This window comes from Streptomyces sp. NPDC051987 (assembly GCF_040680735.1).
Taxonomy (GTDB): domain Bacteria; phylum Actinomycetota; class Actinomycetes; order Streptomycetales; family Streptomycetaceae; genus Streptomyces.
Genome location: NZ_JBFAXI010000024.1, coordinates 17,437 through 43,939, shown reverse-complemented (window position 1 = coordinate 43,939; position 26,503 = coordinate 17,437). Strand labels below are relative to the sequence as shown.

The window sequence follows — 26,503 nt, the reverse complement described above, 5'->3', positions numbered from 1 at the left end:
ACCGTATATCCTGTTGTGTTAGGTGAACGGACTCTGCGGACGCGAATGAGGCGAAGCATGGTTCGGGGTGGCGGGACAGCGGGAGCGACGAGACGGGCGACGGACGGCAAGGGGCCCGCCCGTTCGCGTGAGCGTTTTCTGCAGGGCGAGGCGGTCGAAGCAGAGGTCCGCGCGCCCATCTCGCACTCGTGGCAGCGCTGCCGGGCCCTGGGGCTCTCCCCCGACCAGCCCGGACTCCCCTTCCGGGACGACTTCGAGCACGATGCCCGGATCACCCGCGCGGCCGTGCCGGTGCTGGACCGGCTGCAGTCCCGGTTCGCCGGCACCAGGATGAACATCTCCCTCGCGGACGCGAGCGGGACCGTCCTGCTGCGCCGCTTCGGAGAGTCGTCCCTGGCCAGGAGTCTGCCGGCGTTCCAGCGCATCCCCGGATTCGTCTTCGCCGAGCAGTACGCCGGCACCAACGGCATCGGGCTCGCGCTGGCCGAGAGGCGGCTCGTCCAGGTGTACGGCGCCGAGCACTTCGCCGAACGCGCGCAGGGCAACGCCTGCCGGGCCTGCCCGGTCCGCGACCCGATCAGCGGCCGCATCGAGGGTGTCCTGTGCCTCGGCTACCCGCGCTGTGCCGAGGACCCGGTGCTGGCCACCGTGATCCGCCGGGCGGCCGACGCCATCGAGAGGCGGCTGCTCGGTCAGAGCTCCCGACGTGAGCGGGCCCTGCTGCGGGCGTACCTGGAGACGGGCGCCGAGGCCGACGCCCGAGCTCACCGCAGCGTCGGGGTGGGCGACCTGGCCCTCGGGATGCGCCCCTGCGACCAGGCGATCCTGCTGGAGAAGTCCGCCGAGCTGATCTCCTGCGCGCAGCGCGCCGCGGTCCGCGTGGCCCTGTCCGACGGCCGGCAGGTCACGCTGGTGAGCCGCCCGATGACGACCGCCACGGGGGTGGAGGGCTTCGTCACCGAGGCCCTCCTGCCCGGCCCCGCACCGGCCGAGCCCCTCCTCCTCCCGTGGCCGGCCGAGGAGCCTCGGCTCACCGTCGCCCCCACCGGCTTCGGCGGTGCCGTCGGCGGGTCCGCCCTGCCCACGTCCGCGGAAGCCGACGCCGCGCGCGTCCAGGCGACGTCCGCCGTCCTCGTCGTCCCGGCGTCCGCGGCCGTTCCGGTCGCCGCGACATCTCGCCCTGTGCCCGTCGCCGCGGCGGCCGTACCCGTCCCGCTGCGAGCCGGTCCGCGCGGCGCCGCCGCGCCGACAGGCGTTCCGGGCGGCACACCGCGCGGTCCGGACGGCGCGGGTGGCGGCAACGGCGCGGGGGGTCCGAACGGCGCGGGTGGCGCGGGTGGCGGCAACGGCGCGACGGCCGGTGGCCCTGGTGGCGCGCGGCAGCCCGCGGGGCCGCCGGCCAGGGGGCTGGTCCTGGTGGGAGAGCCGCAGGTGGGGCGGTACGCGCTCGCCGCCCGGCGCCGCCTGGAGATGCTGAGCGACGCCAGCACGCGCATCGGGACCACCCTGGACGTGCGTCGTACCGCCGAGGAGCTCGCCGAGACGGCGGTGCCCCGGATGGCCGACTACGTCACGATCGACCTGCCCGAGGCCGTCCTACGGGGCGAGGAGGCCCCCGACCCCTTCACCGACCTGTACCGCACGGTGGTCCACGGCGTCGCCGACGACTGTCCGTTCCACCCGGTCGGCAAGCGCGTGGACTACGGCCCGGCCACTCCGCACCTGCGCTGCCTGGCCGACGGGGAGGCGGTGCTGGAACCGGACCTGAAGGCCGCCATTGGCTGGCTCGCGCACGACCCGCAGCGCACCGAGGCCATGCTGGACCAGGTCCGCTCCCTCGTCGCCGTCCCCCTGGTGGCCCGCGGCGTCGTGCTCGGCGTGGCCGCGTTCTACCGGGGTCCGCACGTCGCCCCCTTCGACGACGACGACCGCTCGCTCATCCAGGAACTCGCCGGCCGGGCCGCCCTGTCCGTCGACAACGCCCGGCGCTACACGCGGGAGCGCACCATGGTCCTGGCGCTGCAGCGCAGCCTGCTCCCGCAGGGGCTGCCCGACCAGGACGCCGTCGAGGTGGCGCACCGCTACCTGCCCGCCGAGTCCGACGTGGGCGGCGACTGGTACGACGTCATCCCCCTGTCCGGCACCCGGGTCGGCCTCCTCGTCGGGGACGTGGTGGGTCACGGCATGCTCTCGGCCGCCGCCATGGGCCGGCTGCGCACCGCCGCCCGCAGCTTCGCCGAACTGGACTTCTCCCCGGACGAGGTGCTCACCCACCTGGACAACCTGGTGGGCCGGCTGGACCGGGAGGCCCCCGCCACGGGCGAGCCGGGCATCATCGGCGCCACCTGCCTGTACGCCGTCTACGACCCGACCACCCAACGGTGCACCATGGCCCGCGCCGGGCATCCGCCCCCGGCGTTCGTCCACCCCGACGGCACGGTGTCCTTCCCCGACCTGCCCGCCGGGCCCCCGCTGGGTCTCGGCGGCCTGCCCTTCGAGGCCGTCGACATCGATCTCCCCGCCGACAGCCGGCTGGTCCTCTACACGGACGGGCTCATCGAGGGCCGCCGCCGCGACGTCGACGTCGTGCTCGACCGGTTGCGGGACACCCTCGCCCATCCGGGTCGCACCCCTGAGGAGATCTGCAGGACGGTCCTGGACAACGTGGCGCCGGTCCATCCTCATGACGACATCGCCCTGCTGGTCGCCCGCACGCGTGCCCTGCCGGCCGACCGGATCGCCGTCTGGGACCTGGCCGCCGACCCGTCCCTGGTCAGCGAGGTCCGCTCCGCGGCGCTGCGCCGCCTGGCCGACTGGGGACTTCAGGAATCCGCGTTCGCCGCGGAGCTGGTGCTGAGCGAGCTGGTCACCAACGCCATCCGCCACGGCTCCGGCCCCGTGCGGGTCCGTCTGCTATACGGCCGCACCCTGATCTGCGAGGTCTCCGACCACAGCAACACCGCCCCGCACCTGCGCCGGGCGGCCACCACCGACGAGGGCGGCCGCGGTCTGTTCCTGGTCGCCCAGCTGACGCGGAGCTGGGGCACCCGCTACCTCGGAGAGGGAAAGGTCATCTGGGCCGAGTGCCCGCTCGACGCCGCCTGAGGCCCTGGCGCGCCGAGGTCGTGGGCGCGCCTGACCCGTGGGTGCGAGCTCCGGAATGACATGATTTCGCCCATGACCATCACCGGCGAGAGGTGAGCGGCGTAAGACCAGAGCCGGGAAGAAGAGGAAGAAGAGAACGTCAGGCCGACCCCCCGGAGATGTCCCGTGCACGATCCCGCCGACCCGCTGGTACGGATCCGCGGGCTCACCAAGCGGTTCGGCGGGACCCGTGCGCTGGACGGGGTCGACCTCGACGTACGGGCCGGTGAGCTGCTCGCCCTGCTCGGGCCCAACGGCGCCGGAAAGTCGACGCTCATCAAGGTGCTCGCCGGGATCCACCGGGCCGACGCGGGTTCCGTGACAGTGGCCGGCCACCCCCTCGGAAGCCGCGGCGCCGCCCGCGCCATGTCCTTCATCCACCAGGACCTCGGCCTGGTGGAGTGGATGACCGTCGCCGAGAACATCGCCCTGGCCGGCGGCTATGCGCGCCGCGCCGGACTGATCTCCTGGCGGCTGACCCGGCAGCGGGGCGCCGAGGCCCTGGAGCCCGTCGCCGCGCACCTCGACCCGGACACGCCGGTCGCCCGGCTCGGTCCCGCCGAGCGTTCGCTGGTCGCCGTCGGCCGGGCCCTGGCGGCGCGCGCCCGGCTCGTGGTGCTCGACGAGCCGACCGCCCGCCTGCCCGCCGCGGACTGCGCCCGGCTCTTCCGGGTGCTGCGCGCCCTGCGGGACCGGGGACACGGCATCCTCTACGTCACCCACCGCCTGGACGAGGTGTACCAGGTGGCCGACGCGTTCGCCGTCCTGCGCGACGGCCGCCTCGTCAGCCACGGCCCGCTGGCCGGCCACGGCCCCGCCCGGCTGGTCCGGGACATCGTCGGCGAGGAGGCCGTGGGGGCCACGGAGGCCGAGGAGCCAGCAGCGGCCGAGGAGCCGGCAGCGGCCAAGGAGCCGGCGGAGGCCGAGGAGGCCGGTGCGCCCGCCCTACCGCTGTCGGCCGCCGTCGCCGGATGCGGTCGGCCCGTCCTGGTCCTCGACCGCGCGTGGACCGCCGGCACGGCGCCGGTCACCCTCGAACTGCGCGCCGGGGAGGCCGTGGGTTTGGTCGGCCTCACCGGCGCCGGGCACCTGGAACTGGGCCGCGCGCTGGCCGGCACCCGGCCCCTCCTCGGCGGCCGGGCCCTCCTCTGCGGCCGCCCCTACCGGCCCCGCACCGTCACCGAGGCCGTCGGCGCCGGGGTGGGTCTGGTGCCGGGCGACAGACAGCGCGAGGGCTGTGCCATGGGGCTGACTGTGCGCGAGAACCTGCTGGCCAATCCCCGGGCGGGCGGTCAACCCACGCCGCGCTGGATCGGCACCCGCCGCGAGCGCGCCAGGGCCGCGCAGCTGATCGAGCGCTTCGCGGTGCGGCCGCCGGACAGCGAGGCCCCCCTCGCCACCCTGTCCGGCGGCAACCAGCAGAAGGTCCTGATCGGCCGGTGGCTCCGGGCGGACCTGCGGCTGCTGATCCTGGAGGAGCCGACCGCGAGCGTGGACGTCGGGGCCAAGGCCGCGGTGCATCGGCTGCTCGACGAGGCGCTGGCCGGCGGCCTCGGGGTGCTGCTCGTCTCGACCGACTTCGAGGAGGTGGCTCAGGTGTGCCGGCGTGCCCTGGTGTTCGTCCGCGGCCGGGCGACCACCGAGCTGAGCGGTGCGGACCTCACGGTCACGGGGCTCGCCCGCGCGGCCTCGGCCCCGCCGGCCCCCGGCACCGCCACGGGCTCATGACCGCCGCGCCCCCGCCCCCCGCATCCCGCCGCCGGCCGCTGCGGCGGAGTCCCGCCTGGCACCTCGCGGGCGCCTACGGCCTGCTGGCCCTCACCGCGCTGCTCGTGCTGGTCTTCTCGGTCGCGCTGCCGCACACGTTCCCCACCCGGGCCACCCTCGACTCGATCCTGTCCAACCAGTCGATCCCGGCCGTGCTCGCGCTCGCCGCCATGGTCCCCGTCGTGACCGGCTCCTTCGACCTCTCCCTCGGCTACGGTCTGGGCCTGGCCCATGTCATGGTGCTGCACCTCGTCGTCGGGGCCGGCTGGCCGTGGCCCTGGGCCTGCCTGGTGGTGATCGCAGGCGGCGGAGTGGTGGGCGTCCTCAACGGAGTGATCGTCGAGTTCGGCCGGATCGACTCGTTCATCGCCACGCTCGGCACCGGCAGCATGCTGTACGCCGTCACCGGCTGGGTCACCGGCGGGGGCCGGATCGTCCCGGGTCCGCACGGGCTGCCGACCGGCTTCACCGACCTCTACGACTCCACGCTGCTCGGCCTGCCGCTGCCCGCGTTCTACGTGCTCGCCGTCGCCGTCGCCCTGTGGGTGGTGCTGGAGCGGCTGCCGCTCGGCCGGTGCCTGTACGTCATCGGGGCCAACCCGCGCGCCGCCGAACTGGTCGGCATTCCGACCCGCAGGTACACCGTGCACGCCTTCTCGGCGTCGGGGCTGATCGTCGGCTTCGCCGGGGTGCTGCTGGCGGCACAGCAGCAGATCGGCAACCCCAGCGTCGGGCTCGACTACCTGCTGCCGGCGTTCGTCGGCGCCCTGCTGGGCTCCACCGCGATCCGGCCCGGCCGCCCCAATGCCCTGGGCACGCTCGTCGCCGTCGCCGTGCTGGCCGTCGGCCTCACCGGCATCGGCCAGCTGGGCGCCGCGTTCTGGACGGTCCCCCTGTTCTACGGCGGCACCCTGCTGCTCGCCGTCGGCCTGGCCGGGTACTCCGCCCGCCGGCTGCGCACCGGGGCCGACGCGCCCCCCGGCACACCGGCGGCCGTACCGCCGCCCGCGACGGCCGCCGACGACGGACCCGCGGACCCCGCACCATGACCGCCACCCGAGGCTCCCTGCCCGCCCCGGGCCATGGCCCCGCCCTCGCCCCCGGCCATGGCCCGGCGCCGGTTCCCACGCCGGCCGGTCCCGCACACCGGGCCCACCGGGCCACGGCACGTCAGGGCCACCGGTCCGCCGCAGACCGGGCCCACCAGGCCGCATCCTGCCGCGCGCAGCGGGCCGCCGCCCGCCGGGGGCGCCTGGTCGGGTCCGCCGTACTCGGGTTGCTGGCCGCGACCGCCGCGCTGGCCGGCTGCCGGTCCGGCGCTCCGCAGGGCCCCGACGTGACCGCCACCGGACCCGGTGGCTGCCCCGCCGTCCAGGCCGCGGCCCTGGCCGCCGTCGCACGGGCGGAGCGGACCGACACCGCCTGGGACGGGCCGGTCACCGGCCCCGCGGCGGTGTCCGGCAGGACGATCGTCTACGTCGCGCAGACCATGACCAATCCCGGAGTCGCGGGCGTCGCGGGCGGGCTGCGGGAGGCGGCTCGGGTCGTCGGCTGGCAGCTCCGGGTGATCGACGGCGGCGGCAGTCCCGCGGGCATCCAGGCGGCCATGAGCGAGGCCGTGGACCTGCGGCCCTCGGGCATCGTCATCGGCGGCTTCGACCCCGGGTCCACCGCGCAGCAGGTCGCGGCGGCGGAAGCGGCGGGCATCCCCCTCGTCGGCTGGCACGCGGTCGCCGCCCCCGGCCCCAGCCGGCGGCCTCCGCTCTTCACCAACGTCACCACCCGCGTCGAGAACGTGGCCGGCATCAGCGCGCAGTGGGTCATCGCACACTCCGGCGGGCGGGCCGGGGTCGTCCTGTTCACCGACGCCTCGGTGCCGTTCGCGAAGCGGAAGTCGGATCTGATCAAGGCAAAGCTCGCCACCTGCGCCGGGGTGCGGCTGCTCGCCTACGAGAACATCCCCATCCCGGACGCGGGCAACCGCACCCCGCGCGAGATCGCCTCGCTGCTCTCCCGCTTCCCGGACACCTGGACGCACTCCGTCGCCATCAACGACCTGTACTTCGCCGACGCCGCCCCCGCCTTCCGCGCGGCCGGTCGCAGCGGTGCGGGACCGCCCTTCAACATCGGTGCCGGTGACGGCGACCCGTCCGCCTTCCAGCGCATCAACGGCCGGCAGTACCAGAGCGCCACCGTTCCCGAGCCGCTGACCCAGCAGGGCTGGCAGATCGTCGACGAGTTCAACCGGGCCTTCTCCGGCCGCCCCGCCAGCGGCTACGTCGCCCCCACCCATGTCTCGACGGCCGCCAACAGCGCCGGGGCCACGACCTGGGACCCGCCGGGCTACCGGGAGGCCTACCGGCGGATCTGGGGCCGCTGAGCAGCCCGCGGCGGCCGCGGGGACGCTCGGGAGGCGCGGTGTCGCGGGGTGGGCCGCGGGGCCGGCACGCGACACTTGAGTGGGACGGCCGGCGCACAGGGCGGGGAGGCGAGCGTGGTGATCGCCGTCAATCCGACGGACAGCGGTTCGCTGCTCGCTGCCTTCGGGGCGCTGGGCGTGCTGGCGGTGATCTTCGCCGAGTCGGGGCTGCTGGTGGTCGGTTTCTTCCTGCCGGGTGACACGCTGCTCTTCCCGGCCGGTGTGCTGTGCGCGGCGACCGCGGACCGGCCGCCCCGGCTGGAGCTGTGGCAGGTGCTGCTGTGCGCGGCCGTCGGCGCGGTGGCGGGCGGCCAGGTCGGCTACCTGATCGGCCGGCACGGCGGGCGACCACTGCTGGCCCGTACCTCCCGGACGCGGGTGCGGGAGGGTGCCGTCCGGGCGGAGCGGCTGCTGGCCCGCTACGGATACGGCAAGGCGCTGGTGATCGGCCGTTTCGTGCCGATGCTCCGGTCGGTGCTGCATCCGGCGGCCGGGGCGCTCGGGGTGCCGGTGCGGCCGTTCACCGTCTGGCAGGCCGTCGGCGGCGTCCTCTGGTCGCAGAGCTTCGTCTTGGCCGGCTACGCGCTGGGTTCCTCGGTCTCCCACGTCGACCGCTACCTGCTGCCGCTGATCGGCGTGATCGTCGTCCTGTCCCTGCTGCCGCTGCTGCTGGAGGCCCGCCGGGCCCACCGCGACCGCTGACCCCGCCGCCGGCCGGCCGGGACGGGTCCGCGGGCCGTCACCGGCAGGGCGGCCGGCGCCCTCGGCCCGGCCGTCCCGGGCGCGCCGCTGTCGCCTGACGGCTCACCGGACCAGGCAGGGCCGTTTGGCGTCGAAGGTCCAGCCGTCCACGAGGTAGCGCATCCCGGCCGCGTCGTCCCGGCCCGCGCCGAGGGCGTGCTCCTCGTGCAGGGCGTGGGCCGCGAGCAGGCGGTCCATGTCCAGCCGGACGCCGAGGCCGGGCGCGTCGGTGACGGCGACCTCGCCGCCGACGATCCTCGGCGGCTCGGCGGTCAGCCGTTCCTGCCCCTCCTGCCAGATCCAGTGGGTGTCCAGGGCGTTGTAGTCGCCGGGGGCGGCGGCGCCGCAGTGGGCCATCATCGCCAGCGAGATGTCGAAGTGGTTGTTGGAGTGGCAGCCCCAGGTCAGCCCCGTCTCGTGGCAGAGCTGAGCGACCCGCACCGACCCCTGCATGGTCCAGAAGTGCGGGTCCGCCAGCGGGATCGACACCGACTGCAGGGCGAGGGCGTGGGTGAGCTGCCGCCAGTCGGTGGCGATCATGTTGGTGGCGGTGGGCAGCCCGGTGGCCCGGCGGAACTCGGCGAGGATCTCGCGGCCGGAGTAGCCGTCCTCGGCCCCGCAGGGGTCCTCGGCGTAGGCGAGCGTGCCGAGCAGCGGGCGGCACAGTTCGACGGCCTCGCGCAGGGACCAGGCGCCGTTGGGGTCGAGGGTGATCCGGGCCGCGGGGAAGCGGTCCTTGAGCGCCTGGACGGCCTTGACCTCCTCGGCTCCTTCCAGCACCCCGCCCTTGAGCTTGAAGTCCCGGAAGCCGTACCGGTCGTAGGCCGCCTCGGCCTGCCGGACGATCGCCTCCGGGGTGAGGGCCTCCTCGCGGCGGATCCGGTACCAGGGCACGTCCGAGTCGGGTTCGCGAAGGTAGGGGAGATCGGTCCGGCCGGGGTCGCCGACGTAGAAGAGGTAGCCGAGGACGCGGACCGCGTCGCGCTGTTTGCCGTCGCCGAGGAGGGCGGCGACGGGTACCTCCAGGTGCTGGCCGAGCAGGTCGAGGAGCGCGGACTCCACGGCGGTGACGGCGTGCACGGTGGTGCGCAGGTCGAAGGTCTGCTCCCCGCGGCCGCCGGCGTCCCGGCCGCCGAACTCCTCCCCCACGGCCCGCAGCACCCGCTTGTAGTCCCCCAGCCGGGCGCCGACCACCAGGGGCTCGGCGTCCCGCAGGGTCCGGGTGATCGCCGCTCCTCCGGGCACCTCACCGAGCCCGGTGCGGCCCTCGGAGTCCTCGACCACCACGACGTTGCGGGTGAAGAAGGGGGCGTGCGCCCCGGAGAGATTGAGCAGCATGGAGTCCCGGCCTGCCACCGGATACACGGAGAAGCGGGTCACGACGGGCTGGCTCATCGGCGAGGGTCCTCACTGCCACGGATACGTCATCTACATATGCAGATAGAGGCTATGGATGCGGACGTCGGCGGTCAACCGGCCGGACCGCCGCGCGGGTGCGACTTTCCGGCATATCCGGTGGATCCTGGATGTCTCGGGTGTTCCTGGGCACTCAGCAAGGCAGAACGTGTGACACCTGCGTTGACGAGGAGTTGTCATGGCTGAGCAGAAGTCGTCCTCGGCCCTCATCGCGCCCCTGCGGAACGCTGCCTCGGCGGTGCGGCACGTACCCGGCGCCGCAGTGGTGACCAAGGCCGCCGAGGGCACCCTGGACAAGATCGGGGCCGTCTCGCCCCGGGGCCGCCGGATGGCCGTGTACGCCGGGGCCGGCGTGCTCGGGGCGGCCGGACTGGTCGAGTGGCCCGTCGCGCTGACCGGCGCCGCGGTGGCCTGGCTCACCCAGCCCCGTCCGCAGCACGACGGCGACACCGCCCGGCCGGAAGCCGCCGAGGGCCACGGCGCCTACGTGGCGATGGGCGACGCGGCCACGTCCGCGCCGGAGCGCCCCGCCACCGCCGCCCCCGGCCCCATGCTGGCGGAGGAGTTGCCGGGCGGCTGGACGCGGCCGGCCGATCCGACGGTGCCGACCGCACCTGCCGCCGACCCGGCCGCCCCGCCCACCGACCCGACGGCACCGCCCGCCGCCCCGGAGGCGTCGCAGGGTGCAGAGGATCCGCCGTCCGCCGACCAGACCCCGCCCCCGACCAGCTGACGTGGGCCGGGGGTGACGGACGATGGCGCTCGGATTGCCGACGGTGCCGTCCCGTGCCGCGCGGGTGCTGTCCGAGGCGCCCCGGCTGCTGGCGCGCGCGGCCGCGCCGGGAGTCGGAGCGGTCGCGGGGGCGGCCGCCGGCACCGCGCGGGCCGGCGTCAGGAGTCTGGACACGGCCGCCCGGATGACCCGGGCGGCCCGCAACGCGCTGGCGGGCGACGGACGGCAGTGGCGGTCCGGGGCCCGCGCCCACCTCGCCCTGCGGCCCGCCGACACCGGACAGGCCCCAGCCGCGGGCGGTGTGCGGCGGATCGCCGGGCATGTCGCCGAGGCGCTGGCCGAGCACCCCGACGTACTGTTCGCCTACTGGGACGAGGGCCTCGGCCGCCTGGTGGTGGCCGCCGCCGAGGAGACGGCCACGGACCAGGTCCTGGCGCACGCGGCCGACCTCGCCACCCGGCACGGTCTCGTCGTGGACACCGACGCCGCCGAGGAGGTCACGCATCCGGCCGACCCGAAGGGCATCCGGGCGGCCCTGGCGACCCTCGCCGCCGACCTGGCGGGCGCCGGGATCGGTTTCGCCGCGTACTCCCTGCGGCTGCCGCCGTCGCCGCGAGCCGTCACCGCGGTGGTGACGGTGCTCAGGGAGAACCCCCGCGTCCGCGGCGCGATCCGTGCCCACCTGGGCGCCGACGCCATGGACCTGCTGCTGACCTGCGCCAACGCGGCGGCCCACGGGGCCGGGCAGACCCCCGCCGCGCTGCTGCTCGACGGGGCACTGCGCGGCTGCCAGCTGGCCGACACCATGGCGCGGGCGGCCGCGTTCGAGTTCTTCCACGACGAGCTGTGCGCCCGGGACCGGCCGAGCGTCGGGGGCGGCGGCCCTCCGCGTCCGCCGCTGCGCACCACCCCGGCCCAGGAGTACGCCACGCACACCTTCGCCGGCAGTGCGCTGGGCGCGGCGGCCACCCTGCTGGTCAAGCACGACGTCACCGAGGCGGCGGAGGCCGTGCTCGCGGCCTCCCCCAAGGCCGCCCGGTACGGGCCGACCGCCTTCGAAGCGGTGCTCGGCGCCGTCCTGGCCCGGTCGGGGCTGCTGGTCCGCGATCCGGAGCGGCTGCGCGAGCTGGAGCTGGCCGGCACGGTCGTGCTGCATCCCAGCGCGGTCACCACCGCGGACGGGGATCCCGATCCCTGGACGGAGCCGGTGCTGGACGCGGCCCGGCGCGCCGGGCTGCGGGTGGTGCTGGTGGACGACCCGGCACTGGAGGACTTCACCGGCCTCGCCGACCAGGTGGTGGACGCCCGGCGTCCGCTGGACGACATCGTGTGCTCCCTGCCCGAGGACGCGGGCGCGGTGATCACGGTGGCCCGGCTGTGGTCGGGCCGGGACAACGGGGTACTGGCCGGGCTGCTCGCCGGGGACATCGCGCTCGCGCTCACCGACGGCGGCAGCGCGGTCGTCTGGAGCGCCGACGCCCTCGCCCTGCACGGGCTGCCCGACGTGTGGCGGCTGCTGACCGCGATACCGGCCGCACGCCGGGTGGGCCGGCGCTCGCAGACCCTGGCCCGGTCGGGCGCCGCGCTCTCCGGTCTCCTGGTGGCCGTGGGCGAGTCGCAGGGCCGGCGCGGCGGCGGCCGGCTCGCGCTGCCCGGCCTGCGGCACGCACCCGTGGACGGCGCCGCCGCGGCCGCGCTGCTGTCCGGCACCTGGGCCGCCCTGCGGGTGGCAAAGGCCGACACACCGCAGCCCAGGGCGCGGGTGCACTGGCATGAACTCGGGCCGCGGGAGACCCTGGAGCGGCTGGAGCACGAACGGGAGAGCGGCACCTCCGCGGAGGCGGAGCGGGAGGAGCAGGCCGAGCCGGCACGGAGCAGACTGCTCACACCGGTGCGCTGGACGCGACGGCTCGCCAGGGCGGTACGGAGTGAACTGGACGATCCGCTGACCCCGGTGCTCGCCGTCGGCTCGGCCGCGTCCGCGATCGTCGGCTCGGCCGTGGACGCCCTGCTGGTGGTCGGCGCCCTCGACCTCAACGCCCTGATCGGCGGGATCCAGCGGCTGCGGGCCGAACAGGCCGTGTCCGGTCTGCTCGCCGAGCAGAAGCGGCAGGCCAGGGTGGCCGACTCCGCCGAGGAGCCGGAGACGCACACCGTGGACGCGGCACGCCTGGCGCCCGGCGACGTGATCGACCTGCACACGGACGACGTGGTGCCGGCCGACGCCCGGGTGCTGTCCGAGGACGGTCTGGAGGTCGACGAGTCCGCGCTGACCGGGGAGTCGGTGCCGACCGAGAAGCACACCGCGGCCACCCCGCACGTGCCGGTGGCGGACCGGCACTCCATGGTCTTCGAGGGCACGACGGTGGCCGCGGGTCACGCACGGGCGGTCGTGGTGGACACCGGTGAGCGCACCGAGGCAGCCCGCGCCGTGCACCTCGCGGCGCGCACGCCCCCGGCCGCCGGGGTGCAGGCGCGGCTGCACGAACTCACCGCGAAGGCCCTGCCGTTGACCCTCGGCGGCGGCGCCGCGATCACCGGCCTCGCCCTGTTGCGCGGAACCCCGATCCGGGAGGCGGTGAGCGGCGGCGTGGCCGTCGGCGTGGCCGCCGTACCGGAGGGGCTGCCGCTGGTGGCGACGGTGGCCCAACTGGCCGCCGCCCGGCGGCTGAGCCGGGCCGGGGTGCTGGTCCGGGCGCCCCGTGCACTGGAGGCGCTCGGCCGGATGGACACCATCTGCTTCGACAAGACCGGCACGCTCACCGAGAACACCCTGCGCCTGGTGCGGGTGGCCGACGCCGACGGGGAGAGCCACGCCCCGGACGAGGCGGCGGCCGCCGGCATCCTGCGGGCGGCGGCCCGTGCCTGCCCTCAGCTCGACGACGGCGACGGACCGCCGGAGCACGCGACGGACGCGGCGGTCCTGGACGCGGCGGCGCCCGACCCCGACTGGGAGCAGTCGCAGGAGCTCGCGTTCGGCGCGGCACGCGGCTACGCCGCCGCCGTCGGCCGGTCCGGCGGGGAAGCTCCCCTGCTGGTGGTGAAGGGCGCCCCGGAGATCGTGCTGCCCGCCTGCTCCGGCGTCGGCCGGCACGCCTCGCGCACGGCACAGGCGCTGGCCGCCGAAGGACTGCGGGTCCTGGCCGTCGCCCAGCGCCGCGTGGGCGCCCCCGAGACCGCGCCGAACCTTCTCGAACAACCTCTGGAGCAGCTGGAGTTCCTCGGCCTGCTCGGCTTCGCGGACGCACCGCGGGAGACCGCCGACGCGCTGGTGCGCGGCCTCCACGAGGAGGGCATACGGCCGGTGATGCTCACCGGCGACCACCCGCAGACCGCCCGGTCGATCGCCACCGAGCTGGGCTGGCCCGCGGACACGGTCGTGGTGACCGGCGACGAGCTGGCCGCCGCCGACCGGACGGGCAGGGCCCGGATGCTCCGCGACGCGGGTGTCGTCGCCCGCGTGGCACCGGAGCAGAAACTGCAGGTGGTCGAGGCGCTGCGGGACGCGGGGCGGGTGGTCGGCATGGTCGGCGACGGCGCCAACGACGCGGCGGCGATCCGCGCCGCCGACATCGGCGTGGGCATCAGCGCCCGCGGCTCCGCCGCCGCCCGCAACGCCGCCGACCTGGTGCTCACCGACGACGACCTGACGGTGCTGGTCGACGCCGTCCAGGAGGGCCGATCGCTGTGGCACAGCGTCGCGGACGCCGTCGCCATCCTGATCGGCGGCAACGCGGGCGAGATCGGCTTCGGCATCCTCGGCACCCTGCTGTCCCGCAGCGCCCCGCTGTCCACCCGTCAGATGCTGCTGGTCAACCTCTTCACCGACCTGTTCCCGGCGATGGCGGTGGCGGTCACGCCGAAGGCGCCGGCAACGCGGTCGGATCCCGGGTCGGCGTCGGCCGTGCTCGGCGCGCCCCTGCTCCGGCAGATCCGGCACCGCGCCCTGACGACCAGCGCGGGCGCGCTCATGGCCTGGCTCGTCGGCCGCTGCACGCCCGGCACGGCCCGCCGCTCCAGCACGATGGCGCTGACCGCGGTGGTCGGCACCCAGCTGATCCAGACGCTGCTGGACCGCCGGGACAGCGGGTTGGTCCGCCTGGCCTCGCTCGGCTCGGCCGCCGCCCTGGTCGCGGTGATCGAGACACCGGGAGTCAGCCACTTCTTCGGCTGCACCCCGCTGGGCCCGTTCGCCCTGACCGCGGTGGCCGCGTCGATCGCCGCGGCCGTCCTGGGCCAGCGTGCGCTGCCCCTCGTGGAGCGTACGGTCGCGAACCTGGTGCCGCGTCCCGCGGGCGGCGGGTGAACCGGCGTCAGCTGCTGGACGCGGCCGCGCCGGGGCGTGAGACTGAGGGGGTCCGACGCCCCGGCCCCGGGAGGGCGACCATGGCCGACCCGACAGCGACGCCGCCCCGCGTCGAACTCACCCCGCGCGCCGCCGAACTGGTGCGCCGGCTGCACGCCGAACACGGCCCGCTGATGTTCCACCAGTCCGGCGGCTGCTGCGACGGCAGCGCGCCCATGTGCTATCCGGACGGCGAGTTCCGTACCGGCGGTTCGGACGTCCTGCTGGCGGAGCTGGCGGTGGACGGGGTCGAACAGCCGGTCACCTTCTGGATGTCCCGCAGTCAGTACGAGGTGTGGAGCCACACCCGGCTGATCGTGGACGTGGTACCCGGACGAGGGAGCGGTTTCTCCCTGGAAGCACCCGAGGGGGTGCGTTTCCTCACCCGTTCTCGCGTAGTCGACGGCTAGCCGCCCCGCCGGCCACCCGTGTCTGCTGCACTTCCTGAGTCCTGAGCTACTCGACTCGACATCAGGAGGAGCGGTGACGCATCGCCGGAGACGGCTCGCGGCGACGGCCCGAACGCTGTCCACGGTCATCACCACGTCCGCTTTACTGGCCGGTGCGGCCCTCGCGGGGGCGGCACCGGCCGGTGCCGTGCCGGGCGCCGTACGGATCGCGTCCGGTGTCGCCTACCGGCAGTTCGACCTCCCGGCGGCCAAGGGCACGGTCCACGTCCACCTGCTGACCGTCGACCTGAGCGACCCACGCGTCCACGTGGACCTGCTCACCCCGGGCGCGGTGGCCGCGCGGTCGCCGGTGTCCGCGATGGCGGACGCGGCGGGCGCGGTCGCGGGCGTGAACGGCGACTTCTTCGACATCACCGAGACCCAGCACCCGGGGGTGGCGGCGACCGGCGCGAGCGTCGGCCCGGCGATCGCGCACGGCCGGGTGCTCAAGGCGGCGGTGCCCACGGCCCAGCGGTTCGGCCCCTCGCTGCCGCCCAGCGCCGACACCACCGACGTCTTCGGGGTCGGCGTGGACCGCCGGGCCCGGCTCGGCCGGCTGACGCTCTCCGGCACGGTCCGCACTCCCGACGCCACCCTCGCGCTGCGCGGGCTCAACCAGTACGCGCTGGCGCAGGGATCCGTCGGCGCCTACACCACCTCCTGGGGCGCGGCCTCCCGCAAGCGCGCCACCTGCGGCTCGGACACCGACCGGGCCGCCGGGTGCAGCACGGACACCTACGAGGTGCGCATCCGGGCGGGCCGGGTGGTCGCCACCTCGGCCTCCCCGGGCAGCGGCCCGATCGCCGCGGGTACGACCGTCCTGCTGGGCCGGGAGGCGGGCGCGGACCGGCTGCGTGCCCTCACCAAGGGCGAACGGGTCTCGGTGCGCGAGCGCGTGACGGCGTCCGCCGGCTGGATCCGGTACCGCTTCGCGGTCGGCGGCTACCCGGTGCTGCGCGGCGGCGAGCCGCCGGCCGGGCTGAACGACACCACCTCGGCCGTGCGCACGGCCGTGGGCTACGCGAGCGGCGGCCGCAGACTGCTGCTGCTGGCGCTGGACGGCGCGGTGGCCTACCGCAGCGGCCTGACCATCGCCGAAGTCGCCGCCGAGATGCGCCGGTTGGGGGCGGTCGACGCGTTCAGCCTGGACGGCGGCGGCTCCACCACGATGGTGGCCCGCACCGCGGGAGCGAAGACGGTGAGCGTGCTCAACCACCCGACCGACAGCCCGGAACGCGCCGTGGCGAACGGGATCGGCGTCTTCTTCGGGCCCTGACCGGCCGGCTCAGGGCTTCAGACTGCCGACCAGGTCCGCGGTCGCGGTGAGCCCGCCGCTGATGGTCGGCCCCATGCTGGTGCCGGCCAGACAGAAACCGAGCACCATGCAGACCAGGGCGTGCGAGAGCTTCAGCCCGCACTGCCGCATGAAGAGCACGGCCAGGAACAGGAGCAGCAGCACCACAGAGATGGAAACGGCCATCGCGAACCTCCTCCGCCACGCCCGTTTCGGGGCGTTCGGCCGCAAGTGTGGCGTAGCGGAAGGCGGGCCCGTGCGGTTGACACGACCCCCGTTCGAGTGGTGTCACGGCCCCGCACGGGCGTCCAGGAAGGCCTCCAGGCGCCCCGAAGGTGCGCTGGGGCCCCCGGCCGAAGGCTGGGGGAGGAACTGCGCGATCAGCCCCCACACACCCGCACCCGAATCCGCTGGCTCACGGCGCCTGCAAGTCAACCAGTTCGCCCAGGGCCTCCCGATGCGCCCCCGCCGTACCGAAGGCGATCGAGTCAGCCTTCGCCCGCTTCAGGTAAAGGTGAATCGGATGTTCCCAGGTCATCCCGATCCCCGCATGCAACTGCAGCGCCTCCTCGGCGGCGTGCACGGCGACCGGCCCCGCGTAGGCCGCCGCCACGGCCACCACCACGTCGGCGTCCCCGCCGGAGGCCAACGCGTCGGCGGCGCCCCGCGCGGCGGCCCGCAGACTCACGACCTCCAGCCACAGTTGCGCCAGCCGGTGCTTGAGCGCCTGGAACCCGCCCACCGGCCGGTTGAACTGCTTGCGCTCCTTGAGGTACCGCACGGTCTCGGTCAACGCCCACTCGGCGACCCCGAACTGCTCGGAGGCCAGCAGCCCGGCCCCGGCCCGCAGCGCCCGCCGTACCGCGGGCTCCGCGTCGCCCACGCGCCGTCCCGCCGCCCCGTCGAGGGTCACCGTGGCGAGCGGCCGGGTCAGGTCGAAGGACACCTGCGGGGTGACGGCGACGGCGCCCGCCTCCACCGCGTACAGCCCGCCGTCGTCCCCGGGCACCAGCAGCACGTCCGCGGCGACCGCGTCCGCGATCCCGGTCAGCTCACCGCTCAGCCGGCCGTCCTCGACGCGTACGGTCCGGAACGCGCCGCCGGGAGCGACGTGCAGCCCCACCGCCAGCGCCCCGACCGTCCGCCCGGACGCCAGCTTCCCGAGCAACTGCCCGTCGCCGCAAGCCAGCAGCGCCTCGGTCGCCACCACCGCACTGGACAGATAGGGCACGGGCGCCACCGCTCGCCCCAACTCCTCCAGGACGACGGCGACTTCGCGGTGCGAGGCGCCCTGGCCGCCCAGCTCCTCCGGTACCAGCAGCCCGGCGAGCCCCATGCCTTCGGTGAGCGCCTTCCAGGCGGCCGCGTCGTGCGGGGTGCCGGACTCGGTGCGGGCGATCACGCCCGGCGCGTCGCAGTGGTCGGCGAGCAGGTCCCGGACCGCGGCCCGCAGCGCCTCTTCCTCCTCCGAGTACAGCAGGTCGGGCTGTGCGCTCATCGGGCGAGGTCCTTCCATGCGACGTCCTTGTCGGTGCGCGGCTCGGCCGGCAGGCCGAGGACCCGCTCGGCGACGATGTTCAGCAGGACCTCGCTGGTCCCGCCCTCGATGCTGTTGCCCTTGGCGCGGAGGTAGCGGTAGCCGGTGTCCCGGCCGGTGAAGTCCACCAGTTCGGGGCGGCGCAGGGTCCAGTCGTCGTACAGCAGGCCCTCCTCGCCGCGGAGTTCGACCTCCAGGCCGCTGATCTCCTGGTTGAGGCGGGCGAAGGCCAGCTTCATGCCGGCGCCCTCGGGGCCGGGCTGACCGGCGGCGAGCTGCTGGCGCAGGCGCTCGGCGGTGAGGCGGGCGACCTCGGACTCGACCCACAGCTTCAGCAGCCGCTGGTGCAGGTCGTGGGTGCGCAGCTCGGGGCGTTCGCGCCAGGTCTTCGCGACCGGGCCGATCATGCCGCCCTCGCGGGGCAGCCGCATGCCGCCGATGGCGACGCGCTCGTTGTTCAGCGTGGTCTGGGCGACCCGCCACCCGTCGCCGATCGCGCCGAGGCGGCGGGAGTCGGGGATGCGGACGTCGGTGAGGAAGACCTCGTTGAACTCGGCCTCGCCGGTGATCTGCCGCAGCGGACGGACGTCGACGCCGGGGTCGGTCATGTCGCAGATGAAGTAGGTGATGCCCGCGTGCTTGGGCACGTCCGGGTCGGTGCGGGCGATGAGGATGGCCCAGCGGGCGTTGTGCGCGCCGGAGGTCCACACCTTCTGCCCGTTGACCACCCAGTCTCCCCCACTCTCGGCTTCGCTCGAGCGGGAGGTACCCCCATCCTCCCGGACCGCCCGGGTGCCGAGCGCCGCCAGGTCGGAGCCGGCCCCGGGCTCGCTGAAGAGCTGGCACCAGACCTCCTCCCCGGTCCACAGCGGCCGCAGGTAGCGCTGCTTCTGCTCCTCCGTGCCGTACTTGAGGATGGTGGGCGCGGCCATGCCGAGCCCGATGCCGTTGCGGCGGGAGTCGTTGTCGGGGGCGCCGGCGGCCTCCAGCTCGGCGTCCACGACCGCCTGGAGGGAGCGCGGGGCGCCGAGGCCGCCGAGGCCCTCCGGGTAGTGCACCCAGGCCAGGCCGGCGTCGAAGCGGGCCCTGAGGAAGGCGAGTCTGTCGGTGCCGTCCACCGGATGGGCGGCCAGGAACTCGGCGGTGCGGCGCGTCAGTTCGTCGGCGTCGGTCATGCCGCGGCTCCTTCCGGTACGACGGTGACCCGGCCGGTGGTGACGCCGTCGCCGACCCGCTGCACGGCCGCCGCGGCCTCGGACAGCGGCACCCGCTCGCTCACCAGGGGCTTGATGGCCCCCTTGGCGGCCAGCTCGGTGAGCTGCCGGTGGCAGTCCAGGATCAGCCCGGGGTTCTTGGTGGCGTACAGGCCCCAGTGAAGGCCCAGGATGGAGTAGTTCTTCACCAGGGCGTGGTTGAGCGCCGGGCTGGGAATGGTGCCGCCGGCGAAGCCGACGACGACGATCCGGCCCTCGAAGGCGACGACCTTGGTCGACTGGGTGTAGGCCTCGCCGCCGACCGGGTCGTAGATCACGTCGGCCCCCCGTCCGCCGGTGGCCTCCTTGACAGCGGCGACGACGTCCTCGGCGCGCCGGTCGACAACGACGTCACAGCCCAGCGCGCGGGCCACGGCTGCCTTGCCGGCGCCGCCGACCACGCCGATCACCGTGGCCCCGGCCGCCTTGCCGAGCTGGACGGCCGCGCTGCCGACGCCGCCTGCGGCGGCGTGCACGAGCAGGGTCTCGCCGGGCTGGAGGGCCGCCCGGCGGTGCAGTCCGAACCAGCCCGTCTGGTAGCCGATGTGCAGCGCGGCGGCCTCGGCGTCGTCCAGCGCCTCCGGCGCGGGCAGCAGCCCGGCGGCGTCCGCGACCGCGTACTCGGCGAAACCGCCGTACGGCAGCACCGGGTTGGCGATCACCCGGCGCCCGTCCTCGGTCTCGCCGCAGATCTCCACGCCCGGGGTGAACGGCAGCGGCGGGCGCACCTGGTAGTGACCGCGGCACATCAGGACGTCCGGGAAGTTGATGTTGGCGGCACGCACCCTGAGCAGCACCTGGCCGTCGCCGGGCGTGGGCCGCTCCACCTCCTGGAGCCGCATCACCTCGCTCGGCTCGCCGTTCTCGTGCACTTGCCATGCCTGCATGCGGTGCCTCCACGGGACTGCGTCGACTGCGTCGTCTGACCGGGGTCCATCGCATACTAAGCGGTCGCTTGCCGCAGGGGAACAGCCTTCCGGCGGAACGCCGGATTCGTCACGTCCGCTTGGGCCGGGCCCGCACATGCATCCGCTCCCCCTGCGGCCCGAACAGGCTGAGGAACTCCACCGGCCCCTCCCCCGTCGACCCGAACCAGTGCGGCACCCGCGTGTCGAACTCCGCCGCCTCGCCCGGCCCGAGGACGACGTCGTGCTCCCCGAGGACCAGCCGGAGCCGTCCGGACAGCACGTACAGCCACTCGTAGCCCTCATGGCTGCGCGGTTCGGGTTCGAGCAGCCGCTGCCGTTCGACCACCTTGAAGGCCTGCAGGCCGCCGGGCTGCCGGGTGAGCGGGAGGAAGGTGCGGCCGTGGCGTTCCATCGGCTTGGCGCGCACCCGGGGATCGGCGGCCGACGGGGCGCCGACCAGCTCGTCCAGGGGCACCTGGTGGGCCTGGGCGATCGGCAGCAGCAGCTCCAGGCTGGGCCTGCGCAGCCCGGACTCCAGCCGGGAGAGGGTGCTGACCGAGATGCCGGTGGTCTCGGCGAGGGCGGCGAGGGTGACCTCCCGCTCCTTGCGGATCCGGCGCAACCGGGGCCCCACCCCGGCGAGGACGTCGTCGGTAGTCATGGCAGGCATTGCAGTTTCGGCAACCGGGTTTGTCAATCCGGCAGGATCTCGGGGGTGCGGTGCCGGACCGCGCGGGTTACGGTCGCCGGGGCGTGCCCGGTCGGCGACCGGTGCTGCCGGGACCGCACGGACGCCCCGGGTCCAGGGAGGCCACGTGAACGCTCAGCGGCGCGAGGGAACCTCGCCGGTGCCCGCGTCCGGACCTCCGCGCAGACGGTTCCTCGGGATGTGCGCGGGCGTCGGGGCGGGCGCGGCCGCCGCCTGCGATCCGGGACCGCCGGCCGGCCGGTCCGGCGCCTTCGATCCGCACCTGCCGGAGGCGGAGCGCGGGCGCCCGGGGACCGACGACTGGCGCACCGGGTCGCTCGGCACGCCGGACGCGATCGCCGGCTACGCCGACCGGGTGAGCGTGACACCGGGCGAGGAGTTCGGGCTGGCCGTCTCCACCACGGCCGCCGCTTTCCGCGTCTCGGCGCTGCGCGTCGGCTGGTACGGCGGGAAGCAGGCCCGCCGCGTCTGGCTCTCGCCGCGCGTACCGGGCCGCGCCCAGCAGGCCCCCGGGATCCTCTCCGGCACCCGCACCGTGCGGGCCGGCTGGCGGCGCACGCTCACCGTGGACACGACCGGCTGGCCGGAGGGCGCGTATCTGCTGCGCCTGGAGGCCGAGAGCGGCCACCAGCGGTACGTCCCGCTGATCGTGCGCTCCACCCGGGGCACGGGCCGTACCGTCCTGATGCACGCCCCGGCGACCTGGCAGGCGTACAACAGGTGGGGCGGCCTCAGCCTCTACGCCGGCTCCGACGGCAGCTACGCCGGACGCTCGCTGGCCGTCACCTTCGACCGGCCCTACGACCAGAACGGCGCGGAGAAGTTCCTGGTGTACGAGCGGGCGGCGGTCGTGCTGGCCGAGCGGGTGGGCATACCGCTGGCCTACACCACGGGGACGGACGTGCACACCGACCCGGGAGTGCTGGCCGGGGCCGCCGCCGTGGTCTGCCTGGGCCACGACGAGTACTGGACGCCCGAGCAGCGCCGGCACGTCACGGACGCCCGGGACGCCGGGACCAACATCGCCTTCCTCGGCGCCAACACCTGTTTCCGGCGGATCCGCGTGGAGGCCTCGGACACCGGCCCCGGCCGCACGGTCGTCTGCTACAAGTCCGCGTACGCCGCCGATCCCTGCTTCCCCGCCCGGCCCGCCCTGGTCACCACCGACTTCCGGGCCGCCCCCGGCGCCGACCCGGAGTCCTCGCTCACCGGGGTGCTCTACGAGGGCTATCCGGTGGACGCGCCCTATGTCGTCACGGCGGCGGACCACTGGCTGTACGAGGGCACCGGGGTCCGTCCCGGCGAGGGCTTCGCCCACCTCGTGGGCGTCGAGTACGACCGTGTCGTGCCCGGCACGGCCGCTCCCGGCCCGCTGGAGATCACGGCCCACTCGCCCCTGGTGTGCACCGGCCGGCGCAGTCACAGCGACTCGGCCTACTACACGGTGCCCGGCGGCGCCGGGGTCTTCGCGACCGGCACCATGCGCTGGGTGGAGGCCCTGATGGCGGCCACCGGCGACGGCAGCCGGCACCACGGCATGGACGCCGCCACCCGCTCCTTCGTGACCCGCACCACCGAGAACCTGCTGCGCGCCTTCGCCGAGGGCCCGGCGGCCCGGCACCGCCCGGCACCGCGCCCCAACACCCGGCAGGTGTACGGGTCCGCCTCGGCATGAACCCGACGCGGGGGCCGTCGGGGTGTCGCGGGGCCGGATCCGGAGCACCATGAGTGCATGCTGCTGACCCGGCTCGCCGACGTGTCCCGGGAGATCGCCGCCACCGCGGCCAGGTCCCGCAAGACCGGGCTGCTCGCCGAGCTCTTCCGCGAGACGGAACCCGACGACGTGCCCGTGGTCATCCCCTACCTGGCCGGCCGGCTCCCGCAGGGCCGCCTCGGCGTCGGCTGGAAGGTGCTGGGCAGGACCGTGCCGCCGGCCGGCGAGCCGTCTCTCACGGTGCGCGAGGTCGACGCCCGGCTGAGCGAGCTCGGCAAGGTCTCCGGGACCGGTTCGCAGGCCGAACGGACCAGGATAGTGGGCGAGTTGATGGGCGCGGCGACGGCGGACGAGCAGCGCTTCCTGCTCGGGCTGATCACCGGGGAGGTGCGGCAGGGCGCCCTGGACGCGGTCGCCGCCGAAGGGCTCGCGCAGGCGACCGGCGCGGATCCGGCCGCCGTCCGCCGGGCGGTGATGCTCGCCGGGTCCCTGCAGACGGTGGCCCAGGCACTGCTGGCGGACGGCCCGCCGGCCCTGGACCGGTTCCGGCTCACCGTCGGCCGCCCGGTGCTGCCCATGCTGGCGCACTCCGCCGCCTCGGTCGCCGAGGCGGTGGCGAAGCTGGGCGGCTGCGCGGTCGAGGAGAAGCTGGACGGCATCCGGGTCCAGGTCCACCGGGACGGAGATACCGTCCGGGTCTTCACCCGCACGCTCGACGACATCACCGACCGCCTCCCCGAGGTGACCTCCGCCGCCCGTGAGCTGGGCGGCGACCGGTTCGTCCTCGACGGCGAGGTGATCTCCTTCGACGCGGACGGGCGGCCCCGCTCCTTCCAGGAGACGGCGGGCCGGGTCGGCTCCCGGACGGACGTGGCGAAGGCCGCGCGGGAGGTCCCGGTCTCTCCCGTCTTCTTCGACGCGCTCTCGGTCGGCGACCACGACCTGCTCGACCTCCCCTTCGCCGAACGGCACGCGCGGCTGGCCGGGCTGGTCCCCGAGCCGATGCGGGTGCGCCGGACGCTGGTGTCCGGACCGGAGGAGACGCCGGCCGCCGAGGGATTCCTCGCGGCCGCCCTGGACCGCGGCCACGAGGGCGTGGTCGTCAAGGCCCTGGACGCCCCCTACAGCGCCGGCCGCCGGGGCGCCTCCTGGCTGAAGGTCAAGCCCGTCCACACCCTCGACCTGGTCGTCCTCGCCGCCGAATGGGGCCACGGCCGCCGCACCGGCAGGCTCTCCAACCTCCACCTGGGCGCCCGCACCCCGGACGGCGGCTTCGCCATGCTCGGCAAGACGTTCAAGGGCATGACCGACGCGATGCTTCAGTGGCAGACCGCCCGGCTCAAGGAGCTGGAGGTCTCGGACAACGGCTGGGTGGTGACCGTGCGCCCCGAACTCGTCGTGGAGATCGCCTACGACGGCCTGCAGCGGTCGACCCGCTACCCGGCCGGGGTCACCCTGCGCTTCGCCCGGGTGGTCCGCTACCGCGAGGACAAACGGCCCGAGGAGGCCGATACGGTGGAGTCCCTGCTGGCCGCCCACCCGGAGGTACGGCGTTGACGGAGCCGAGGCGAAGCGCGGGACTGCTGTTGTTCCGGCATACCGGTGAGGGCCTTGAGGTGTTGCTCGGCCATATGGGCGGGCCGTACTTCGCGAAGAAGGACGCGGGCGCCTGGACCGTCCCCAAGGGCGAGTACGAGCCCGCCGAGCCGGCCTGGGAGGCGGCCCGGCGGGAGTTCCAGGAGGAGCTCGGGCTGCCGCCGCCGGACGGCGAGGCGATCGACCTGGGCGAGGTCCGGCAGACCAACGGCAAGATCGTGACGGCGTGGGCGATCGAGGCCGACCTGGACCCGGCCACGATCGCCCCCGGCACCTTCGTGATGGAGTGGCCGCCGAGATCGGGCCGGATCCAGGAGTTCCCGGAGCTGGACCGGGTGGCCTGGCTGACCCCCGACCGGGCCCGTGAGGTGATCATCACGGCCCAGGCCGCGTTTCTCGACCGGCTGGCGGAGCACTCGGGCTGAGCAGACGCCCACGCGTTGCGGTCCCCGGGGCCGCGCGCGAAGGTCGTAGCAAGCCCGCTCCCAGGGAGGTCAGCCATGCCCATCGCGACGGTCAACCCGGCGAACGGCGAGACGCTCGAAACGTTCGAGGCCATGGACGAGGACGAGCTCGAACGCCGGCTCGAACTCGCCGAGGCCACGTTCCGCACGTACCGCACGAGCACCTTCGCGGAACGCGCCCGGCTGCTGCACGCCGCCGCCGACCTGCTGGACGCGGACCGGGACGACATCGCCCGCACCATGACCACCGAGATGGGCAAGCCGGTCAAGCAGGCCCGCGCGGAGGCCGCCAAGTGCGCGAAGGCGATGCACTGGTACGCCGACCACGCGGAGGAACTGCTGGCCGACGAGGAACCCGCGGAGACGGACGTGAAGGACTCGGGCGCGTCCCGGGTGCGGGTGCGCTACCGGCCGATGGGGCCGGTGCTCGCCGTGATGCCGTGGAACTTCCCGCTCTGGCAGGTGGTCCGCTTCGCCGCGCCCGCGCTGATGGCCGGCAACGTGGGCCTGCTCAAACACGCGTCCAACGTCCCGCAGACCGCCCTGTACCTGGAGGACCTGTTCCACCGGGCCGGTTTCACCGAGGGCTGCTTCCAGACCCTGCTGATCGGCTCCGGCGCGGTCGACGACGTCCTGCGCGACGAGCGGGTGAAGGCGGCGACGCTCACCGGCAGCGAGCCCGCGGGCCGCGCGGTCGCCGCCACGGCCGGCGAGATGATCAAGAAGACGGTCCTGGAACTGGGCGGCAGCGACCCGTACGTGGTGATGCCCTCGGCGGACATCGACCGGGCCGCGCGGATCGCGGTGACGGCGCGGGTGCAGAACAACGGTCAGTCGTGCATCGCCGCGAAGCGGTTCATCGTGCACACGGACGTCTACGACGCGTTCGCCGAGAAGTTCGTGGCGGGCATGGCCGCGCTGCGGACGGGCGACCCGATGGACGAGGAGACGGACGTCGGGCCGCTCGCCAGCGAGCAGGGGCGCACGGACCTGGAGGAGCTGGTCGAGGACGCGAAGCGGTCGGGTGCCGAGGTGCTGTGCGGCGGGCAGCGGCCGGACGGGCCCGGCTGGTACTACCCGCCGACCGTGCTCGCGGGGATCCACCGCGACATGCGCATCCACCGCGAGGAGGCGTTCGGCCCGGTGGCCACGCTCTACCGGGCGGGCGACCTGGACGAGGCGGTCCTCATCGCCAACGACTCGCCCTTCGGGCTGAGTTCGAACGTGTGGACGCGCGACGACGCCGAGGTGGACCGGTTCGTACGGGACCTGGAGGCCGGCGGCGTGTTCGTCAACGGCATGACCGCCTCCCACCCGGCGTTCCCCTTCGGCGGGGTGAAGCGGTCCGGCTACGGCCGTGAGCTGTCCGGGCACGGAATCCGGGAGTTCTGCAACATCACCACGGTTTGGCAGGGTGCGTGAGGGCCGCACGACTACGATCGCGGGTGTGAACCGCGAAGTGACCCTGCCTCTGATCGTCGACGACCGCGGGACCTTGCAGGTGGCCGCGGCCGACGTGAGTAAGTTGTTGCGGACGCTGGGGGCTCGGTGGCTGCGTCTGGTGGAGGCCGACGAGGGCGGGCTGGACGAGGACACGGTGGCTGCTCTGACCATCGAACTGGCCAAGCTGGCTGACCGGATCGACGTGGCCTGCATCGCCCACAGCAGCGGGCAGTAGCGGGCGTTCGGCGGGTGCGGGTGCGTCGGGGCCGGTCGCGCGGTTCCCCGCGCCCCCAGGTACGTGCCACCGCACTCCGCGTCGAGAGCGCCCAGCCGCTCTGCCGCCGGTTCCTCGCCCTCGGCCGGCACAGCGAGGAACCCGGCCGTCGCCGGCCCGGTGACGGGCTGCGCCAGATGCAGGAACGCGCGCCGGTCGGCGGAGATCCACCGGTGTTGTTCCAGCGCGAGGGCGGCGACTGGGTCCCCACTCGCCCGGCCCACAGAACCCACGGATAGGCTGTCGCGTCCGACACCCCTTCCGACCTGCGCTTTCTCGGCCTTTTCCGGAGCCGCG

At 74.9% G+C, this 26,503-nt stretch carries 20 protein-coding genes; 14 read left to right on the top strand and 6 right to left on the bottom strand.

Annotated elements, in window-relative coordinates; genetic code table 11:
* The first annotated feature begins 57 nt into the window (after positions 1-57).
* From AB0M11_RS15645 to AB0M11_RS15625, 5 genes are all read left to right on the top strand, one after another.
* Positions 58-3,105 (top strand): SpoIIE family protein phosphatase, encoded by a 3,048-nt coding sequence (locus AB0M11_RS15645; RefSeq protein ID WP_365705509.1) that lies wholly within the window; start codon positions 58-60, stop codon positions 3,103-3,105.
* Positions 3,106-3,270: 165 nt separating this feature from the next.
* Positions 3,271-4,872 carry a sugar ABC transporter ATP-binding protein gene (locus tag AB0M11_RS15640; RefSeq protein ID WP_365705507.1) on the top strand — a complete coding sequence of 534 codons (1,602 nt, stop codon included), beginning with the start codon at positions 3,271-3,273 and terminating at the stop codon, positions 4,870-4,872.
* Positions 4,869-5,960, top strand: coding sequence for an ABC transporter permease (locus tag AB0M11_RS15635; RefSeq protein ID WP_365705505.1), 1,092 nt, complete (start codon positions 4,869-4,871; stop codon positions 5,958-5,960). Before AB0M11_RS15640 ends, AB0M11_RS15635 begins: the two co-directional genes overlap by 4 nt.
* Positions 5,957-7,291, top strand: coding sequence for a substrate-binding domain-containing protein (locus AB0M11_RS15630; RefSeq protein ID WP_365705503.1), 1,335 nt, complete (start codon positions 5,957-5,959; stop codon positions 7,289-7,291). Before AB0M11_RS15635 ends, AB0M11_RS15630 begins: the two co-directional genes overlap by 4 nt.
* Before the next feature lie 117 nt (positions 7,292-7,408).
* A complete protein-coding gene (locus AB0M11_RS15625; protein WP_365705614.1) occupies positions 7,409-8,032 on the top strand; it encodes a DedA family protein in 624 nt (207 codons plus the stop codon).
* Positions 8,033-8,134: 102 nt separating this feature from the next.
* On the opposite strand, the gene AB0M11_RS15620 is transcribed toward AB0M11_RS15625, so the two are convergent.
* Positions 8,135-9,466 carry an enolase C-terminal domain-like protein gene (locus AB0M11_RS15620; RefSeq protein WP_365705501.1) on the bottom strand — a complete coding sequence of 444 codons (1,332 nt, stop codon included), beginning with the start codon at positions 9,464-9,466 and terminating at the stop codon, positions 8,135-8,137.
* A 199-nt stretch (positions 9,467-9,665) separates the two neighbouring features.
* Between AB0M11_RS15620 and AB0M11_RS15615 the strand changes: the two genes are divergently transcribed.
* From AB0M11_RS15615 to AB0M11_RS15600, 4 genes are all read left to right on the top strand, one after another.
* Positions 9,666-10,220, top strand: coding sequence for a hypothetical protein (locus AB0M11_RS15615; protein WP_365705499.1), 555 nt, complete (start codon positions 9,666-9,668; stop codon positions 10,218-10,220).
* A 22-nt stretch (positions 10,221-10,242) separates the two neighbouring features.
* A complete protein-coding gene (locus AB0M11_RS15610; protein ID WP_365705497.1) occupies positions 10,243-14,526 on the top strand; it encodes a cation-translocating P-type ATPase in 4,284 nt (1,427 codons plus the stop codon).
* 80 nt (positions 14,527-14,606) lie between these two features.
* Complete coding sequence (locus AB0M11_RS15605) at positions 14,607-14,975, top strand: DUF779 domain-containing protein (RefSeq protein ID WP_365705495.1); 369 nt, start codon at positions 14,607-14,609, stop codon at positions 14,973-14,975.
* Between the two features lie 73 nt (positions 14,976-15,048).
* Positions 15,049-16,290 (top strand): phosphodiester glycosidase family protein, encoded by a 1,242-nt coding sequence (locus tag AB0M11_RS15600; protein ID WP_365705493.1) that lies wholly within the window; start codon positions 15,049-15,051, stop codon positions 16,288-16,290.
* Positions 16,291-16,299: 9 nt separating this feature from the next.
* Here the strand turns inward: AB0M11_RS15600 and AB0M11_RS15595 are convergent, their stop codons facing one another.
* The 5 genes from AB0M11_RS15595 to AB0M11_RS15575 all read right to left on the bottom strand — a co-directional run bounded on the left by AB0M11_RS15595 (position 16,300) and on the right by AB0M11_RS15575 (position 20,667).
* The gene (locus AB0M11_RS15595; protein WP_365705491.1) at positions 16,300-16,494 is read right to left on the bottom strand and encodes a hypothetical protein; all 195 of its coding nucleotides are present in this window, start codon (positions 16,492-16,494) and stop codon (positions 16,300-16,302) included.
* A 229-nt stretch (positions 16,495-16,723) separates the two neighbouring features.
* Positions 16,724-17,806: an acyl-CoA dehydrogenase family protein gene (locus AB0M11_RS15590; protein WP_365705489.1), complete on the bottom strand. Its 1,083-nt coding sequence runs from the start codon at positions 17,804-17,806 to the stop codon at positions 16,724-16,726.
* Positions 17,803-19,020 carry an acyl-CoA dehydrogenase family protein gene (locus tag AB0M11_RS15585; protein WP_365705487.1) on the bottom strand — a complete coding sequence of 406 codons (1,218 nt, stop codon included), beginning with the start codon at positions 19,018-19,020 and terminating at the stop codon, positions 17,803-17,805. Before AB0M11_RS15585 ends, AB0M11_RS15590 begins: the two co-directional genes overlap by 4 nt.
* On the bottom strand, positions 19,017-19,985 hold the full coding sequence (locus tag AB0M11_RS15580; protein ID WP_365705485.1) for an NADPH:quinone oxidoreductase family protein: 969 nt from the start codon (positions 19,983-19,985) through the stop codon (positions 19,017-19,019). The genes AB0M11_RS15585 and AB0M11_RS15580 overlap by 4 nt, the downstream gene beginning before the upstream one ends.
* 109 nt (positions 19,986-20,094) lie before the next feature.
* Positions 20,095-20,667: an XRE family transcriptional regulator gene (locus AB0M11_RS15575; RefSeq protein ID WP_365705483.1), complete on the bottom strand. Its 573-nt coding sequence runs from the start codon at positions 20,665-20,667 to the stop codon at positions 20,095-20,097.
* Positions 20,668-20,893: 226 nt separating this feature from the next.
* On the opposite strand from AB0M11_RS15575, the gene AB0M11_RS15570 reads away from it, so the two are divergent.
* The 5 genes from AB0M11_RS15570 (at position 20,894) to AB0M11_RS15550 (ending at position 26,167) form a co-directional block, all read left to right on the top strand.
* The gene (locus tag AB0M11_RS15570; protein WP_365705612.1) at positions 20,894-22,390 is read left to right on the top strand and encodes a N,N-dimethylformamidase beta subunit family domain-containing protein; all 1,497 of its coding nucleotides are present in this window, start codon (positions 20,894-20,896) and stop codon (positions 22,388-22,390) included.
* A gap of 57 nt (positions 22,391-22,447) precedes the next feature.
* Positions 22,448-23,986 carry an ATP-dependent DNA ligase gene (locus AB0M11_RS15565; protein ID WP_365705481.1) on the top strand — a complete coding sequence of 513 codons (1,539 nt, stop codon included), beginning with the start codon at positions 22,448-22,450 and terminating at the stop codon, positions 23,984-23,986.
* Entirely contained in the window at positions 23,983-24,450 is a 468-nt protein-coding gene (locus AB0M11_RS15560) for an NUDIX domain-containing protein (RefSeq protein WP_365705479.1), read from the top strand. Before AB0M11_RS15565 ends, AB0M11_RS15560 begins: the two co-directional genes overlap by 4 nt.
* Before the next feature lie 75 nt (positions 24,451-24,525).
* Complete coding sequence (locus AB0M11_RS15555) at positions 24,526-25,911, top strand: NADP-dependent succinic semialdehyde dehydrogenase (protein ID WP_365705477.1); 1,386 nt, start codon at positions 24,526-24,528, stop codon at positions 25,909-25,911.
* Positions 25,912-25,936: 25 nt separating this feature from the next.
* Positions 25,937-26,167 carry a DUF6213 family protein gene (locus AB0M11_RS15550; protein WP_365705475.1) on the top strand — a complete coding sequence of 77 codons (231 nt, stop codon included), beginning with the start codon at positions 25,937-25,939 and terminating at the stop codon, positions 26,165-26,167.
* The last annotated feature ends 336 nt before the right edge of the window (positions 26,168-26,503 follow it).